Annotated in this window: 14 protein-coding genes; 9 read left to right on the top strand and 5 right to left on the bottom strand. The window is 75.0% G+C overall.

Annotated features, from left to right (window positions below):
• Nucleotides 1–12: 12 nt before the first annotated feature.
• The 4 genes from NT8_RS21825 to NT8_RS21810 form a co-directional block, all read right to left on the bottom strand.
• Complete coding sequence (locus NT8_RS21825; RefSeq protein WP_067972868.1) at nt 13–366, bottom strand: VOC family protein; 354 nt, start codon at nt 364–366, stop codon at nt 13–15.
• Between the two features lie 20 nt (nt 367–386).
• Entirely contained in the window at nt 387–1,055 is a 669-nt protein-coding gene (locus NT8_RS21820; protein ID WP_067972866.1) for a response regulator, read from the bottom strand.
• A 112-nt stretch (nt 1,056–1,167) separates the two neighbouring features.
• Nucleotides 1,168–2,628, bottom strand: a complete 1,461-nt coding sequence (locus NT8_RS21815; RefSeq protein ID WP_067972863.1) for an amidase — start codon at nt 2,626–2,628, stop codon at nt 1,168–1,170.
• A gap of 43 nt (nt 2,629–2,671) precedes the next feature.
• Entirely contained in the window at nt 2,672–3,673 is a 1,002-nt protein-coding gene (locus tag NT8_RS21810) for a D-2-hydroxyacid dehydrogenase (protein ID WP_067972860.1), read from the bottom strand.
• 393 nt (nt 3,674–4,066) lie between these two features.
• Between NT8_RS21810 and NT8_RS21805 the strand changes: the two genes are divergently transcribed.
• The 8 genes from NT8_RS21805 (at nt 4,067) to NT8_RS21770 (ending at nt 11,645) form a co-directional block, all read left to right on the top strand.
• Entirely contained in the window at nt 4,067–4,549 is a 483-nt protein-coding gene (locus NT8_RS21805; RefSeq protein ID WP_217999282.1) for a DUF3830 family protein, read from the top strand.
• A 72-nt stretch (nt 4,550–4,621) separates the two neighbouring features.
• Nucleotides 4,622–5,512, top strand: coding sequence for a maleate cis-trans isomerase family protein (locus tag NT8_RS21800; protein ID WP_169805243.1), 891 nt, complete (start codon nt 4,622–4,624; stop codon nt 5,510–5,512).
• A gap of 38 nt (nt 5,513–5,550) precedes the next feature.
• Complete coding sequence (locus NT8_RS21795) at nt 5,551–6,294, top strand: maleate cis-trans isomerase family protein (protein ID WP_067972854.1); 744 nt, start codon at nt 5,551–5,553, stop codon at nt 6,292–6,294.
• 125 nt (nt 6,295–6,419) lie between these two features.
• Nucleotides 6,420–7,109: a GntR family transcriptional regulator gene (locus NT8_RS21790; RefSeq protein WP_067972852.1), complete on the top strand. Its 690-nt coding sequence runs from the start codon at nt 6,420–6,422 to the stop codon at nt 7,107–7,109.
• Nucleotides 7,110–7,540: 431 nt separating this feature from the next.
• Nucleotides 7,541–8,497, top strand: coding sequence for a 2-keto-3-deoxygluconate permease (locus tag NT8_RS21785; RefSeq protein WP_394326594.1), 957 nt, complete (start codon nt 7,541–7,543; stop codon nt 8,495–8,497).
• A complete protein-coding gene (locus NT8_RS21780; protein WP_067972846.1) occupies nt 8,494–9,678 on the top strand; it encodes a four-carbon acid sugar kinase family protein in 1,185 nt (394 codons plus the stop codon). The genes NT8_RS21785 and NT8_RS21780 overlap by 4 nt, the downstream gene beginning before the upstream one ends.
• Nucleotides 9,675–10,700, top strand: coding sequence for a 4-hydroxythreonine-4-phosphate dehydrogenase PdxA (gene pdxA, locus NT8_RS21775; protein ID WP_067972843.1), 1,026 nt, complete (start codon nt 9,675–9,677; stop codon nt 10,698–10,700). The genes NT8_RS21780 and pdxA overlap by 4 nt, the downstream gene beginning before the upstream one ends.
• A gap of 75 nt (nt 10,701–10,775) precedes the next feature.
• On the top strand, nt 10,776–11,645 hold the full coding sequence (locus NT8_RS21770; protein ID WP_067972841.1) for a GntR family transcriptional regulator: 870 nt from the start codon (nt 10,776–10,778) through the stop codon (nt 11,643–11,645).
• 105 nt (nt 11,646–11,750) lie between these two features.
• Here the strand turns inward: NT8_RS21770 and NT8_RS21765 are convergent, their stop codons facing one another.
• Nucleotides 11,751–13,214: an NAD-dependent succinate-semialdehyde dehydrogenase gene (locus NT8_RS21765; protein ID WP_174549614.1), complete on the bottom strand. Its 1,464-nt coding sequence runs from the start codon at nt 13,212–13,214 to the stop codon at nt 11,751–11,753.
• Between the two features lie 240 nt (nt 13,215–13,454).
• Between NT8_RS21765 and NT8_RS21760 the strand changes: the two genes are divergently transcribed.
• Nucleotides 13,455–14,708, top strand: a complete 1,254-nt coding sequence (locus NT8_RS21760) for an aspartate aminotransferase family protein (protein ID WP_067972835.1) — start codon at nt 13,455–13,457, stop codon at nt 14,706–14,708.
• Nucleotides 14,709–14,739 lie beyond the last annotated feature (31 nt).

Here is a 14,739-nt window from a genome sequence, read left to right as displayed (position 1 = left end):
ACAAAACACGACCTAGCGCGGCACCACCAGGCAGAACGCGTTGCCCTCGGGGTCGCGCAGCACCTGGAAGGCGCCGTACTCGTCGGTGACGGGCGGGCCTTCGGGGCGGGCGCCCAGCCGTTCGGCGTCGGCGGTCGCGGCGGCGAGGTCGGCCACGAGGACGTCGATGTGCAGCCGCACGGGCGCGGCGGCGGCGCCGGGGTCGGGCTGGAAGGACATCATGGGCCGGTCCGCCGCTGCGGCGAGGACCGACCAGCCGTCGGCGCGGTCGACGGGGTCGCCGCCGAGCACCGCCGCCCAGAACCGGGCGAGGCGCGGCGGGTCGGCCGCGTTGACGACGATCTGCGCGAAGGTGCCGAGTGCCATGGCGGCAGTCTAGGCGGGGGTCAGCGGGTGCGGCTGCGGGTGCGGAGCTCGGCCACGAGGATGGCGGCCTGGGTGCGGCGCTTGAGGTCGAGCTTGGACAGCAGGCTCGACACGTAGTTCTTGACGGTCTTCTCGGCGAGGTAGAGGCGCTCGCCGATCTGCCGGTTGGTCAGCCCCTCGCCGATGAGATCGAGGATCTGGCGCTCCTGCGGGCTGAGTTCGGCGAGCGGGTCGGGCGCGGGCGGGTTGCCGCGCAGCCGCTCCAGCATCCGGCCGGTGCTGCCGGGGTCGAGCAGCGACCCGCCGGCGGCGACGGTGCGCACCGCGCCCACCAGGTCGGCGCCGTGGATCTGCTTGAGGACGTAGCCGGCCGCGCCGGCCATGACCGCGTCGTAGAGGGCGTCGTCGTCGGCGAAGGAGGTGAGCATGAGGCAGGCGATCTCGGGCCGGGCCGACCGGACCTCGCGGCACACGCTGACGCCGGAGCCGCCGGGCAGCCGCACGTCGAGGACGGCGACGTCGGGGCGGGCGACGGGGATGCGGGCGAGGGCCTGCTCGGCGGTGCCGGCCTCGCCGACGACGCGCATGTCGTCCTCGCACTCCAGGAGGGCGGCCACGCCGCGCCGCACCACCTCGTGGTCGTCGACCAGGAACACCTTGATCGGGTCCGGCGTCGCGTCCGGTGCCATGGGCGCCCCTCCCTCGTCGCGTCGCGTCCGGTTCGACGGTAGCGCGCCCGCGCCGCCCGGAGGGACGGCCGAAGGTCCCGGACGCGCGGGGCGCGCGTCCGGGCGCGGCCGGTCAGGGCCAGAGGTGCGCCCAGGGGCGGAGGCGTTCGAGGGCGCGGCACGCCGCGAGGACGAGGGCGTCGGAGTGGCGGGGGCCGACGACCTGGAGGCCGACGGGCAGCCCGGCGGAGGTGAACCCGCACGGGACGCTGGCGGCGGGCTGCTGGGTCATGTTGAAGGGGTAGCTGAACCCGGCCCAGTCGGTCCAGCGGCGGGCGGTGGACCCCTCGGGGACCTCGCGGCCGGCCTCGAACGCGGCGATGGGCATGGTGGGGGTGACGAGCAGGTCGTATTCGGCGTGGAAGCGGCCCATGCGCTCGCCCATGGCCATGCGGGTGGCCATGGCGGTGAGGTAGTCCTGCGCGGAGTAGGTGAGCCCCTGCTCGATGATCTCGCGCAGCCCGGGGTCGAGGCGGGCGCGCTGGTCGTCGTCGAGTCGCTCGGTGGCCTTGGCGGCGCCGGTGAACCACAGGACGTGGAAGTCGTCCAGGCAGTCGGGGAGGCCGGGGTCGGCCTGCTCGACCACCGCTCCGGCCTCCTCGAACGCGGTGACGGCCTCGGCGACGACGCGGGCGACCTCGGGGTCGACGGAGACCCGGCCGAGGTCGGGGCTGAAGGCGACGCGCAGGCCGCGCACGGGGCGGTCGAGAGCGGCGGCGAACCCGTCGCGGGGCTGGGCGAGGGCCGCCCAGTCGCGGGCGTCGGGGCCGGTGATGACGTCGAGCATCAGGGCGGCGTCGCCGACGGTGCGGGTCATGGGGCCGGAGTGGGCGAGGCTGCCGAAGGCGCTGGCCGGGTAGTGCGGCACCAGGCCCCAGGTGGGCTTGAGGGCGAAGATGCCGGAGAAGCTCGCCGGGATGCGGACGGAGCCGCCGCCGTCGGTACCGGTGGCGAGCGGGCCCATGCCGGCGGCGACCGCCGCCGCGGCGCCGCCGCTGGAGCCGCCGGGGGTGGTGGCGGGGTTCCAGGGGTTGCGGGTGACGCCGTGCAGGGGGCTGTCGGTGACGCCCTTCCAGGCGATCTCGGGGGTGGTGGTCTTGCCGACGAACACGGCCCCGTCCTCGCGCAGCCGGGCGACGACCGGGGAGTCCTCGGTCCAGGGCTGGTCGGGGTCGGTGGTGGTGGAGCCGCGCAGGGTGGGCCACCCGCGGGTGAGCATGACGTCCTTGACGGACGTGGGGACGCCGTCGAGCCGGCCTTGGGGTTCGCCGCGCCGCCACCGCTCCTCGGAGGCGCGGGCCTGGGCGCGGGCCTCGTCGGCGTGCACCTGGCAGAACGCGTTGAGGGCGGGGTCGTCTGCGGCGATGCGGTCGAGCACGGCGTCGGTGGCCTCGACCGGGGAGAGGTCGCCGGAGGCGTAGCGGGCGAGCAGCTCGGTGGCGGGCAGGGCGGCCGGGGAGTCGGGGTCGCCGCCGGGGCCGCTGCGGGGCGCGGGCCGCGCGGCCGACGTGGGCGCGTCGTGCTGAGTGGACATCTGCGTCCTTTTCGTCCTAGTGGTGCGCTGGTCGGGTGCGGTGTCAGGGGCCGGAGACGTAGCCGCGGCGCTTGTCGACGACGTTGCGGAGGTCGCGGCCGTCCAGGAAGCGGCCGAGGTTGTCGGTGAACAGGTCGACCAGTTCGTCGCGCCAGCCGACGACGTCGCCCGACATGTGCGGGGAGACGACCGAGCCGGGCAGGTCCCACAGCGGGGAGGATGGGGGCAGCGGCTCATCGGTGAAGACGTCGAGCGCGGCGCCGGCGATGGCGCCGTCGCGCAGCGCGCGGACGAGGTCGTCCTCGACCACGATGGGGCCGCGGGCGATGTTGATGAGCCGGGCGGTGGGGCGCATGCGGGCGAGCGCGCGGGCGCCGATCAGGCCGCGGGTGGCGTCGGTGAGCGGGGCGGCGAGGACGACGTAGTCGGCGCGGGCCAGGGTGGTGTCGAGGTCGGTGCCGCCGGTGTCGAAGGCGGCGGCGGTGACGGTGCCGAAGTCGGGGTCGTCGGCGCGGGGGGTGCGGCCGGCGCCTTCGACGGTGAGGCCGGCGGCGCGGAGCTGGCGGGCGATGGCGCGGCCGATCGGGCCGGTGCCGACGACCAGGGCGCGGCGGCCGCCGACGCGCTCGGTCTCGCGGTGGCGCCAGACGCGGTCGCGCTGGAGGGCGGCGGTGCCGTGGAGGTCCTTGGCGAAGGCGATGACGAGGCCCAGGACGTACTCGGCGATGGGCTCGTCGAAGACGCCGCGCGAGTTGGTGACCACGGTGTCGGAGGCGACGAGGCCGGGGAACATGAGGTTGTCGACGCCGGCGGTGGCGGCGTGCACCCAGCGCAGGGCGTCGGCCTTGGGCCAGGCGGCGGCGAGGGCCTCGGAGAACAGGTCCCAGACGAACAGCGCCCGCGCGCCGGGCAGGGTGTCGCCGAGGGTGTCGGCGGTGGCGTAGTCGACCCGGGCCAGGCGGGGGTCGGGGTCGAACCGCTCGCGGCCGGGCGGGAGGTCGTCGCCGTGCAGGACGACCAGGCGGGGACGGTTTCCGTGGGTCACTGCGGCGGCTCCGTCGCGTCGGTGGGCGGCCCGGCCCCGCCCGTGCCGGTGCGGGTGGGCGCGGTGTGGCGGGAACGAGGCACACGCTAGGGAGCGGCCGTAGGATTGTCAACAATCGACGGAGGCCGGTCCGGGCTCCGACCGGCGCGTTCGCGCCGCGGCGCCCCTCCGCCGCCGGGGCGCGCGCAACACGGCCATTGATCACCGCCCGCGCCGATCGTATGATTGTCGACAATCCGCGTCCGCGAGGTCGCGGCGGGGCCGGCCCGAACGCCGTCCCTCCCGTTCTCCCGCCCCCTCAGGGCGGCCGTTCCGCCGCGCCGGCGGCGATCCCCGGCACGTACCCCAGTGACAGCCCCACCAGAAAGGGCCGATCCGACGATGCCCCGGTACATGACCATCAGCCTGGAGAAGCGCGGCGTCTCGTGCACGGCCGAGCTGCTCGACAAGGACGCCCCGCGCACCTGCGACGCCGTGTGGAACGCCCTCCCCCAGGGCGGCGACATCTACCACGCCAAGTACGCCCGCAACGAGGTGTACGCGATGGTGCCCCGGTTCGCCGCCGAGGAGCCCGGCCAGGAGAACCCGACCGTCACCCCCATCCCGGGCGACGTCGTCTACTTCTCGTTCCCGGGGGGCATGCTCGACCGCCGGTTCAAGGAGGAGAAGGGCATCGACCACCTCCCCGGCGTGATCGACCTGGCGATCTTCTACGGCCGCAACAACCTGCTGCTCAACGGCGACATCGGCTGGGTGCCGGGCAACGTCTACGCCACCATCGTCGACGGTCTGGACCGCATGGCCGAGGCGTGCAACGACGTCTGGCGCTCGGGCAGCATCGGCGAGCGCCTCGTCTACCGGCGCGCCGAGGACTAGCGCCGGCGGACGCCCCGCGGCCCTGATCCGGGGCCGCCCACCGAACAGACACCCGAAGGAGGTGAGTGACCAATGCGGACCGATCGGCCCGCCGGGGGACCGGCGAACGGCGACGACCAGGAGGAGCGGGTCATCTACGAGCAGGCACCGCCCACCGCGCACACCGCGCCCGCGGCGCACCACCCGACGCACGACCCGGCGCACAACATCGTGGAGATCTCGGCCGTCTCCGACACCCCGTGGCAGTCCGGCGTGGGGATCGTCGCGCCGTACGACTTCGCGCTCGACCGCGAACTGTGGCGCTGGGCGCCCGACGACATCTCGCTGTACGTCACCCGGCTGCCGTTCGTCCCGGTACCGGTGACCGTGGACCAGGCATCGGCGCTGAGCGACGGCGACAACGTCGCCCGCGCCACCCGCGACCTGCTGGCCCCCGAGCCCCTGGTCGTGGGCTACGCGTGCGCGTCGGGCAGCTTCGTGCACGGCGCCGCGGGCCAGCGGCGGCTGCGGCAGAGCATCCTCGACGCCGGCGCCCCCGAGGCGGTCACCACCTCCGGGGCGCTCATCCAGGCGCTGACGGCGCTCGACATCCGGCGGATCGCGGTCGTGACCCCCTACGTCGACAGCGTCACCGAGCGCCTGCTCGGCTACCTGGGCGAGCACGGCGTCGAGAGCACGTCCAGCGTGGGGCTGGGCCTGCTCAACCACATCTGGAAGGTCGCCTACTCCGAGGTGGTGCAGGCCGTGCGCGACGCCGACCGGCCCGACGCCCAGGCGGTCTTCATCAGCTGCACCAACGTCCTGACCTACGACATCATCGCCCCGCTGGAGCGGATGCTCGGCAAGCCCGTGCTCGCCGCCAACCAGGTGACCATGTGGGCCGCCATGCACGCCATCGGCCGACAGCCCGTGGCGCACGGCCAGTACCTGGTCGACGCCACCGCCCGCAGCACCGCCGCCTGACCCGCCCGCCGCACACCAGAGAGAAGGTGGACCGCTCCATGCCCACGGCCGGATTCCTGTACCCCGGATACAGCGCCGAGGACGACTACCCCGCGTTCCAGCGGCTGCTGGGGTCCGACGTCACCCTGCGGCTCGTGCACACGCTGATGCGCGAGGACGCGCACCGCGTCGACGCGCTGCTCGACGTCGGCGGACCCGACGTGCTCGCCGACGGCGTGCGCGAACTCACCGCGCAGGGCGTCGACTCCGTTGTGTGGGCCTGCACCAGCGGCAGCTTCGTGTTCGGCTGGGACGGCGCCCGCTCCCAGGTGGCGGGGGTCCGCGACCACGCGGGCACCCCGGCGTCGAGCACGTCGTTCGCGTTCGTCAACGCGCTGCGCCACCTCGACGTCACCCGGGTGGCGATCGCCGCCACCTACCCCGAGGACGTGGCCGAGCACTTCGTCGCGTTCCTCGGCGACGCGGGCATCGAGGTCGTGCGCTGGGCCGGGCGGGGCATCGTGACGGCGGCCGAGGTCGGCACCCTGCCGGCGGCCGACGTGCTCGACTTCGTCGCGGCCGGCGACCACCCCGACGCCGAGGCCGTGCTCGTGCCCGACACCGCCCTGCACAGCGCGGGCATCCTGGACGCCCTGGAGGAGCGTCTCGGCAAGATCGTGCTCACCGCCAACCAGGTGAGCGTGTGGGAGGGCCTGCGGCTGGCCGGGGCGACGGCGCCCCGCGACGGCCTGGGCACCCTGTTCCGCGCGGGCGCCGACATGGCGGAGCCCGCCGAGGTGTGACCGCGCACCCGCGTAATGTGTGGTCGGGGCGGTGCCCGCCCCGACCGGCGCACCGGAACCGCGGTCGCGGCCGTCCTGGCCGCGACCGCGCCCGTCGGATTCGGAAAGAGAGGACCGCGGATGTCATGAACCGCCAAGGGCAACTCCACCCAGTTCCCCGCAGATCCACCGCCGCGCTGATCGCCGACCAGCTGCGCTCGGCCATCATGTACGGCTCGCTGGCGCCCGGCGACCAGCTCGGCGAGACCGACCTCGCCGCCCAGCTCGGCGTGAGCCGCGGCCCGCTGCGCGAGGCCATGCAGCGGCTGGTGCAGGAGGGGCTGCTGCGCAGCGAGCGCCACCGCGGGCTGTTCGTCCGCGAACTCGCGCCCGAGGACGTGCGCGACGTCTACGTCGCCCGGCTCGCCGTCGAGCGCACCGCCTGCGAACTGGTCATGCGCGGCAACCGCGGCGAGGCGGTGGCCCGGCTGACCGTGGCGCTGCGCGACCTGGTCGACGCCGCAGCCACCCGCGACCGCACCGCCATGAGCGACGCCGACCAGGCGTTCCACCGCACGCTGGTGAGCTGCTCGGGCAACTCGCGGCTGGAGCGCATGGCGGGCACCCTGCTGGTCGAGACCCGCATGTGCCTGACGGTCATGCAGGACGTGTACCCCGAGCCCGCCGAGCTCGTGGAGGAGCACCAGAAGCTGCTCGACGCCATAACCGACGGCGACGAGGAGCTCCTACTGCACCTCATCGAGTCGCACATGCTCGACACGGTCGAGCGCATCAACGCCCCGGGGGCGAGCCAGGCCTCGCCCGCGATGGGCTGACCCCGGCGCGCACCGCCCGGCGCCCGCCGCCCCGTCGGGGCGGCGGGCGCCGTCGTGTGCGGGGGCGGGCGCGGGGCGGCGAAACGGTCGCGGGGCGGCGGAGGCGGACGACAAACACCGGCATCCTGTCCGGACCGGACGCGACCTCCGACGCGGCGGCGCGCGGGTTGTCCGTACCGGACGTCCCATCTCCGCACATCCCGTTCACACCTGCGGATCAGCCCGTGAACTGGGGATTTCCGTCGCCTCGATGGGGTCGCGGGATGGTCGATCATGTGAGGGCGGCTTTTCTTCTTCACGATTGTACGTACACTCTGTACGTACAGAAATTCCACGACCGACCGCTGGGGGTTCCGGACCGGTACCCGCGCCCCCGGGAAGGAGGAGCCGTGCAGGACGGCCCCCGCACCCTGGTCCCGCTGTTCGGGGCCATGAACCGCCTCCCCGGCGGGCTCATGCTGATCCCCCTGGTCCTGGGGTCGGTGATCGGCACCTTCGCCCCCGGCGCCCTCGACATCGGCAGCTTCACCACCGCGCTGTTCAAGGACAGCGCCCTGCCGCTCATCGCCCTGCTGATCTTCGCGACCGGCACCCAGGTCACCATGCGCACCGGCGGGCCCGTCCTCGCCACCACCGGCGTGGTCCTCCTCGGCAAGAGCCTCATCCCCGGGCTGCTCATCATCGCCCTCGGCGTCGTGACCGGCCCCGAGGGCGTCCTCGGCGTTTCGATCCTCGCCCTGCTGTCGGCCGTCACCAACTCCAACGGCGGGCTGTGGCTGGCGATCACCGGCCAGTACGGGCGCGCCCGCGACCGCGGCGCCTACATCGCCGGCGCGGTCAACGACGGCCCGTTCTTCGCCCTGCTGTTCATCGGCGCGTCCGGCCTCGGGCAGATCCCGCTCATGGCCATGGTCGCCGCCCTCTTCCCGTTCCTCCTCGGCGTCCTCGTCGGCAACATCGACGCCCACTGGCGGGAGACCCTCAAGCCGGTCCCGAACATCGTCATCCCGTTCTTCGCGTTCGCGCTCGGCACCGGGATCGACCTGGCCGAGGTCGCCTCCGGCGGCCTCAGCGGGATCGTCCTCGGCGTCCTCATCACCCCGATCACCGGCGGCCTGGTCTACCTGGGCTACCGGCTGATCCTGCGGCGCGGCGGCGAGAGCGGCATCGGGTTCGCCGCGGGCACCACCTCCGGCAACGCGGTCGCCACCCCGGCCGTCGTGGCCGCCGCCGACCCCTCGTTCCAGGCCTACGTCGGCGCCGCCACCTCCCAGGTGGCCGCCTGCGTCCTGGTCACCGCCCTGCTCGCCCCACTCATGGCGTCGTGGGCCCTCAAGCGCGCGGGCGCCCACCCGGCGCACGCCGAGGCCGAGGAGGCCGCCGTATGACCCCCGCCATCGCCCTGGTCGCCGACGACCTGACCGGCGCCAACGACACCGCGGTGCGCTTCCTGCGCGCCGGGTGGACCACCGAACTGCAGCTCGGCGCCGCGCCCGCCAACGCCGACGTGGTGGCCGTCAGCACCGACTCCCGCGCGCTGGCCCCCGCCGACGCGGCCGCCGCCGTCGCCGCCCAGGTGGAGCGGCTGCGCGCCGCCGGGGCCCGCCACCTGTACAAGAAGGTCGACTCCACGCTGCGCGGCCCCATCCGCGCGGAGATCGACGCCGCCCGCGCCGCCTGGGCGCCGGGCGCCACCGTGGTCGTCTGCCCGGCCTTCCCCGAGGCCGGGCGGACCGTCCGCGACGGCGTCCTGCTCGTCGACGGGGTCGAGGTGCACCGCACCCCGGTCGGCACCGACCCGGTGACCCCCGTCGCCGAGAGCCACGTGCCGACCCTGATCGGCGCCGCGCACGTCCGGCTCACCGGCGCCGACGCCGCCGAGGACGCGGCGCTGCTCGCCGCGGGCGGACCGGTCGTCGTCGCCGACGCCGAGACGCCCGCCGACCTGGAGCGCCTGGCCGCCGCGATCGCCGCGCTGGGCCCCGACGCGATCCCGGTCGGCTCGGCCGGGCTCGCCGGGCCGATGGCGGGCGCCTGGGCGGCCCGCGAGGCCCCCGCTCCCGCGCTCGTCGTCGTGACCTCGCTGCACGCCGCCACCCGCGGCCAGGTCGAGCGGCTGGCGGCCCGGCTGCCCGAGGCCGTGGAGCGCCCCGACGCCGCCACCGTCGCCGACGACGCCGCGTGGGCGGTGTGGGCCGAGGGGGTGCGCGGCCGGTTCGCCGGCGCCGGGGAGGCCGTCGTGCTGCTCGCCCCCGACGACCGCGGGCTCGGCCTCGACCCGGCGCTCGTCGCCCGGCGGTTCGGCGCGCTGGCCGCCGGCCTCGCCACCGAGCACCGCGTGGCCGGGCTGGTCGTCACCGGTGGCGACGGCGCCCGCGCCGTCGTCGACGCCCTCGGCGCGTCCGGCATCGTCCTGCTCGGCGAGGTCGCCGCCGGCGTCCCCGTGGGCACGCTCGCCGGCGGCCCGCTGCGCGACACCCTCATCGTCACCAAGGCCGGGGGCTTCGGCGACCCCGACGCACTGCTCACGGCCGCATCGGCCGTCCGACACAGGAGGCACACCGCATGAGTCGTCCGACCCTCGCCGTCACCCTCGGCGACGTCGCCGGGATCGGCCCCGAGATCACCGCCAAGGCGCTGCTCGGCACCCCCGAACTGCGGGACGTCTGCCGGCCCGTCGTCATCGGCGACGCCGACGCGCTGCGCAACGGCGTCCGGCTGGCCGGCGGCGACCCCGATGTGGTCGACGTCGTCGCCTCGCCCGAGGGGGCCGGCGACGACCCGGCGCGCATCCCCGTGGTGCAGGTGGGCCCGTCGCTGGGCCACGTGCCGCCCGGCGAGCTGAGCGCCGAGGCCGGCGACGGCGCCGCCCGGTTCGTCATCGCCGCGTGCGACCTCGCCCGCCGCGGGCTGGTCGACGGCATCGTCACGCCCCCGCTGAACAAGGCCGCCATGCACCTGGGCGGCCACCCGTGGCCGGGGCACACCGAGCTGCTCGCGCACGAGTTCGACGTCCGCAACTTCAGCCTCGTGCTGTCGGCCGGCGACCTGTACTTCTTCCACCTGACCACGCACGTGTCGCTGGCCGACGCGATCCGGCTGGTCACCCCCGAGCGCACCGACGACGTGCTCCGCCTCGTCGGCGCGTTCGCCACCGCCCTCGGCCGCCCGGACGAGCCCATCGGCGTGGCCGGGCTCAACCCGCACGCCGGGGAGAACCGGCTGTTCGGCGACGAGGACGCCGACGTGCTCGCGCCCGCCGTCGAGCGCGCCCGCGCCGCCGGTATCAACGCGCACGGGCCGCTGCCCGCCGACGCGCTCATCCCGGCCGCGGTGAAGGGCAAGTGGAAGCTGGTCACGGTCTGCTACCACGACCAGGGGCACGCCCCGTTCAAGGCGGTCTACGGCGACGACGGCGTGAACATCACCGTCGGGCTGCCCGTGGTGCGCGTCTCGGTCGACCACGGGACGGCGTTCGACATCGCGGGCAAGGGCATCGCCCGGGAGTCGAGCCTGGTCCTCGCCATCCGCCGGGCCGCCGAACTGGCGCCCGGGTGGGGGCACGTGTGGGAGACGGCGCGCTCCGCCTGACCCCCGCTGCGGCCAGGGCGGGCCGGGGCCGCGCGGCCCCGGCCCGCCACCGGGACACGACCTAGAATCCCCACCATGCCCATCGACCGGTCCGACCCCCGCCCGCTCTACGCGCAGATCGCCGCCACGCTGCGGGCCGAGATCCGGGACCGCGCGATCGCGCCCGGCGACACCCTGCCCAGCGAGGCCGCGCTGCGGGAGCGCTTCGGAGTCTCCCGCAGCGTCGTCCGGCAGGCCCTGGCCACCCTGGAGGACGAGGGGGTCGTCCGGCGCGACCCCGGACGGGCGCCCGTCGCGGCCGCCGGGGTGGAGCACCGGCGGCTCGTGCAGCGCGTCACCGGCCTGTTCGACCAGTTCTCGCACAGCGGGCTGCGCCTGGCCACCCGGGTGGCGCGGCTGGAGGCCGCCGCCCCGCCCGCCCGGGTCGCCCGCCACCTGGGTACCCGGTCGGTGCTGCGGCTGGAGCGCGTCCGGTCGGTGGACGAGGCCCCGCTGTCCTACGTCCGCACCTGGCTGCCCGCAGACCGGGTCGCCGGGCTCACCGCCGACATGCTCACCGACGCGTCGCTGCACCGGCTGCTGGAGTCGCGGTTCGGGGCGCAGCCGATCAGCGGGCGGCGGCAGATCCGCGCCGTTCCGGCGGACGCCGCCATCGCCGCCGAGCTGGGGGTCGCCGCCGGGTCCCCGCTGCTGCTCCTGGAGGGCAGCACCTTCGACCAGCACGGCGCCCCGCTGGAGTGGTTCGAGAGCTGGCACCGCTCGGACCGGGTGGTGTTCGACATCGAGGCCGACGAGACCGCCGAGCAGGTGCGCATGCACCCCGACACCTCGCTGCTGACCGGCGCCGAGCCGGCGGCGGAGGAGGACGCGCCCCACGGGGACCTGGGCCGGGTGCGGGAGCTGCTGCACCGCCTCCAGGCCGAGGTCGACCGGCTCTCCGGCTGAACCGCCGCGCGCTTCCCGGCGCGGTCGGAGCGGGGCCGCCGGAGCCGGGCGGCCCGGCACACGGAACGGGGGCGGCCGGCCGGCCGCCCCCGCCGCACGCCCCGGCTACACGCCGCCGATGCCCACGTACTTGGTCTCCAGGAACTCGTCGATGCCCACGCGGCCGCCCTCGCGGCCCAGGCCGGAGTGCTTGACCCCGCCGAACGGGGCGGCCGGGTTGGACACGATGCCCTGGTTGAGGCCGACCATGCCGGTCTCCAGCGCCTCCGACACCCGGAACGCGCGGCCGAGGTCGCGCGTGAACACGTAGCTCACCAGGCCGAACTCGGTGTCGTTGGCGGCCGCGACGGCCTCGTCCTCGGTGTCGAACGGGATGATCGGCGCCACCGGGCCGAAGATCTCGGTGGAGGTGAGTTCGCTCTCCTGCGGCACGTCGGTGAGCACGGTCGGCCGGTAGAAGTAGCCGTCGCCCTCGCCCGGGCCGCCGCCCACCACGACCCGCGCCCCTCGGCGCACCGCGTCGTCGACCAGGCCCTGCACCTTCTCGCGCGCCTTGGCGTCGATCAGCGGGCCGACCTCGGTGCCCTCCTCGCTGCCCCGGCCCAGCCGGAGCGCACCCATGCGCTCGCTGAGCCGGCGGGCGAACTCGGCGGCGACCCCCGACTGCACGTAGAGCCGGTTGGCGGCGGTGCACGCCTCGCCGATGTTGCGCATCTTGGCCTGCATGGCGCCCTCGACGGCGGCGTCGAGGTCGGCGTCGTCGAACACCAGGAACGGGGCGTTGCCGCCCAGCTCCATGGACGTGCGCAGGACCTGCTCGGCGCTCTGCTCCAGCAGCTTGCGGCCGACCGGGGTGGAGCCGGTGAACGACACCTTGCGGATGCGGCCGTCGCGCAGCAGCGGTTCGGTGACGCCGCCGGCGTCGGTGGTGGGCAGCACGCTCAGCACGCCCTCGGGCAGGCCGGACTCGCGCAGGATGTCGGCCAGCGCCAGCGCCGACAGCGGGGTCTGCTGGGCGGGCTTGAGGACCATCGTGCAGCCCGCCGCGATGGCCGGGCCGATCTTGCGGGTGCCCATGGCCATGGGGAAGTTCCACGGCGTGATCAGCATGCACGGGCCCACGGGCTGGCGCATGAGCAGGAACCGGGACTGCCCGTTGGGTGCCACCGAGAACCCGCCGTCGATGCGCACGGCCTCCTCGGAGAACCAGCGGAAGAACTCGGCCGCGTAGGCGATCTCGCCCTTGGCCTCGGCCAGCGGCTTGCCCATCTCCAGGGTCATCAGGAGCGCGAGGTCGTCCTGGCGCTCCATCAGCAGGTCGTAGGCGCGGCGCAGGATCTCGCTGCGGTCGCGCGGGGCGGTGCGGGCCCAGGAGGGCTGCGCCGCCGCCGCGGCGTCGAGGGCGGCGAACGCGTCGTCCACCCCCGCGTCGGCCACCTCGCACAGCACCGCGCCGGTGGACGGGTCCTCGACCTTGAAGGTCGCCCCGTTCTTGGCGTCGCGCCACTCGCCGCCGATCAAGAGCTGCTTGGAAACCCGCTCGACGACCTCTGCCTCACGGTCTGCCACCGTCATTGCCGTGCATCCCCTTCCGGGCTCGTGCTGCGCCTGCGCGCGGACGCCCGCTGCGAAACGCCCCTGGTGGACGCCTGCCCCGCGGGCGCCGCCGCGTAACGGCGCCGTTGATCGATCCGCCTGCTCGGGGATGCCCGCGGCCCAAGCCGGGTATGCGTGAACCTGGACACCACCACACGGCGGATGATTCCATAGCGCTGTCGATTGTCAACAATCCTACGGAACGAGGTCCGAATGGCTGAGCTGTCCCCCCTCCTGAAGCAGGCCACCCCGGTCCTCGCCGCGCGCGGCGAGGGGGTCTACATCTACGACGAGGAGGACCGCCGCTACCTCGACTTCACCGCCGGCATCGGGGTCACCAGCACCGGCCACTGCCACCCCCGCGTGGTCGAGGCGGCGCAGCGCCAGGTCGGCACCCTCATCCACGGCCAGTACACCACCGTGATGCACCGGCCGCTCCTGGAGCTCACCGAACGCCTCGGCACCGTGCTGCCCGAGGGCGTCGACCGGCTGTTCTACGTCAACTCCGGCAGCGAGGCCGTCGAGGCCGCCCTGCGGCTCGCCCGCCAGGCCACCGGCCGGCAGAACGCCATCGTGTTCCAGGGGTCCTTCCACGGCCGCACCATGGCCGCCGCCTCGCTCACCACCTCCGGGGTGAAGATCCGGGCCGGCATCGGGCCGCTCATGCCGGGGGTGTCGGTCTCCCCGTTCCCCTACGCCTACCGGCTCGGCATGACCGAGGAGCAGGCCACCGCATACGCGCTGGCCGAACTCGACTACCTGTTCGCCACGGTGACCGCGCCGCGCGACACCGCGGCCATCTTCATCGAACCCGTCCTGGGCGAGGGCGGGTACGTGCCCGTGCCGCCGGCGTTCCTGCGGGGGCTGCGCGAGCGCGCCGACCGGCACGGCATCCTGCTCGTCACCGACGAGGTGCAGACCGGGTTCGGGCGCACCGGGAAGTTCTGGGGGCACGACCACGCCGAGGTCCGGCCCGACATCGTCATCACCGCCAAGGGGCTCGCCAGCGGCTTCCCGCTGTCGGCCATCGCCGCGCCGCACGCCCTCATGGAGAAGGCGTGGCCCGGGTCGCAGGGCGGCACCTACGGCGGCAACGCGGTGTCGTGCGCGGCGGCGCTCGCCACGCTCGACGTCATCCAGGAGGAGGGGCTGGTCGACAACGCGGCCCGCATGGGCGAGCGGCTGCGCGCCGGGCTGGCGTCGGCGGCCGAGGCCCACCCGGTCGTCGGCGACGTGCGCGGCCTCGGGCTGATGGTCGGCAACGAGTTCACCGCCGCCGACGGCTCCCCCGACCCCGACACCGCCGCCCGCGCGCACCGCCTGGCGGCCGACAAGGGCCTGCTGCTGCTCACCTGCGGGCCGCTGGGCAACGTCGTGCGGATGATCCCGCCGCTGATCGTCACCGAGGACCAGATCGACGCCGCCGTCGCCATCTGGACCGACGTCCTCAAGGAGGCCACGGCCTGACCCGCGGCTCCCCGCCCCCGCCGCAGATGCG

The organism is Nocardiopsis trehalosi NBRC 14201 (genome assembly GCF_001552555.1).
GTDB lineage: Bacteria > Actinomycetota > Actinomycetes > Streptosporangiales > Streptosporangiaceae > Nocardiopsis_B > Nocardiopsis_B trehalosi.
This window is presented reverse-complemented; position numbering and strand designations above follow the sequence as displayed.

Excerpts from the sequence above, each read along its gene's own strand:
- NT8_RS21780 (WP_067972846.1), top strand. The coding sequence starts at position 8,494 with ATGACCCCCGCCATCGCCCTGGTCGCCGACGACCTGACCGGCGCCAAC.
- NT8_RS21795 (WP_067972854.1), top strand. The coding sequence starts at position 5,551 with ATGCCCACGGCCGGATTCCTGTACCCCGGATACAGCGCCGAGGACGAC.
- NT8_RS21760 (WP_067972835.1), top strand. The coding sequence starts at position 13,455 with ATGGCTGAGCTGTCCCCCCTCCTGAAGCAGGCCACCCCGGTCCTCGCC.
- NT8_RS21800 (WP_169805243.1), top strand. The coding sequence starts at position 4,622 with ATGCGGACCGATCGGCCCGCCGGGGGACCGGCGAACGGCGACGACCAG.
- NT8_RS21825 (WP_067972868.1), bottom strand. The coding sequence starts at position 366 with ATGGCACTCGGCACCTTCGCGCAGATCGTCGTCAACGCGGCCGACCCG.
- NT8_RS21770 (WP_067972841.1), top strand. The coding sequence starts at position 10,776 with ATGCCCATCGACCGGTCCGACCCCCGCCCGCTCTACGCGCAGATCGCC.
- pdxA (WP_067972843.1), top strand. The coding sequence starts at position 9,675 with ATGAGTCGTCCGACCCTCGCCGTCACCCTCGGCGACGTCGCCGGGATC.
- NT8_RS21815 (WP_067972863.1), bottom strand. The coding sequence starts at position 2,628 with ATGTCCACTCAGCACGACGCGCCCACGTCGGCCGCGCGGCCCGCGCCC.
- NT8_RS21820 (WP_067972866.1), bottom strand. The coding sequence starts at position 1,055 with ATGGCACCGGACGCGACGCCGGACCCGATCAAGGTGTTCCTGGTCGAC.
- NT8_RS21805 (WP_217999282.1), top strand. The coding sequence starts at position 4,067 with ATGACCATCAGCCTGGAGAAGCGCGGCGTCTCGTGCACGGCCGAGCTG.
- NT8_RS21790 (WP_067972852.1), top strand. The coding sequence starts at position 6,420 with ATGAACCGCCAAGGGCAACTCCACCCAGTTCCCCGCAGATCCACCGCC.
- NT8_RS21785 (WP_394326594.1), top strand. The coding sequence starts at position 7,541 with ATGAACCGCCTCCCCGGCGGGCTCATGCTGATCCCCCTGGTCCTGGGG.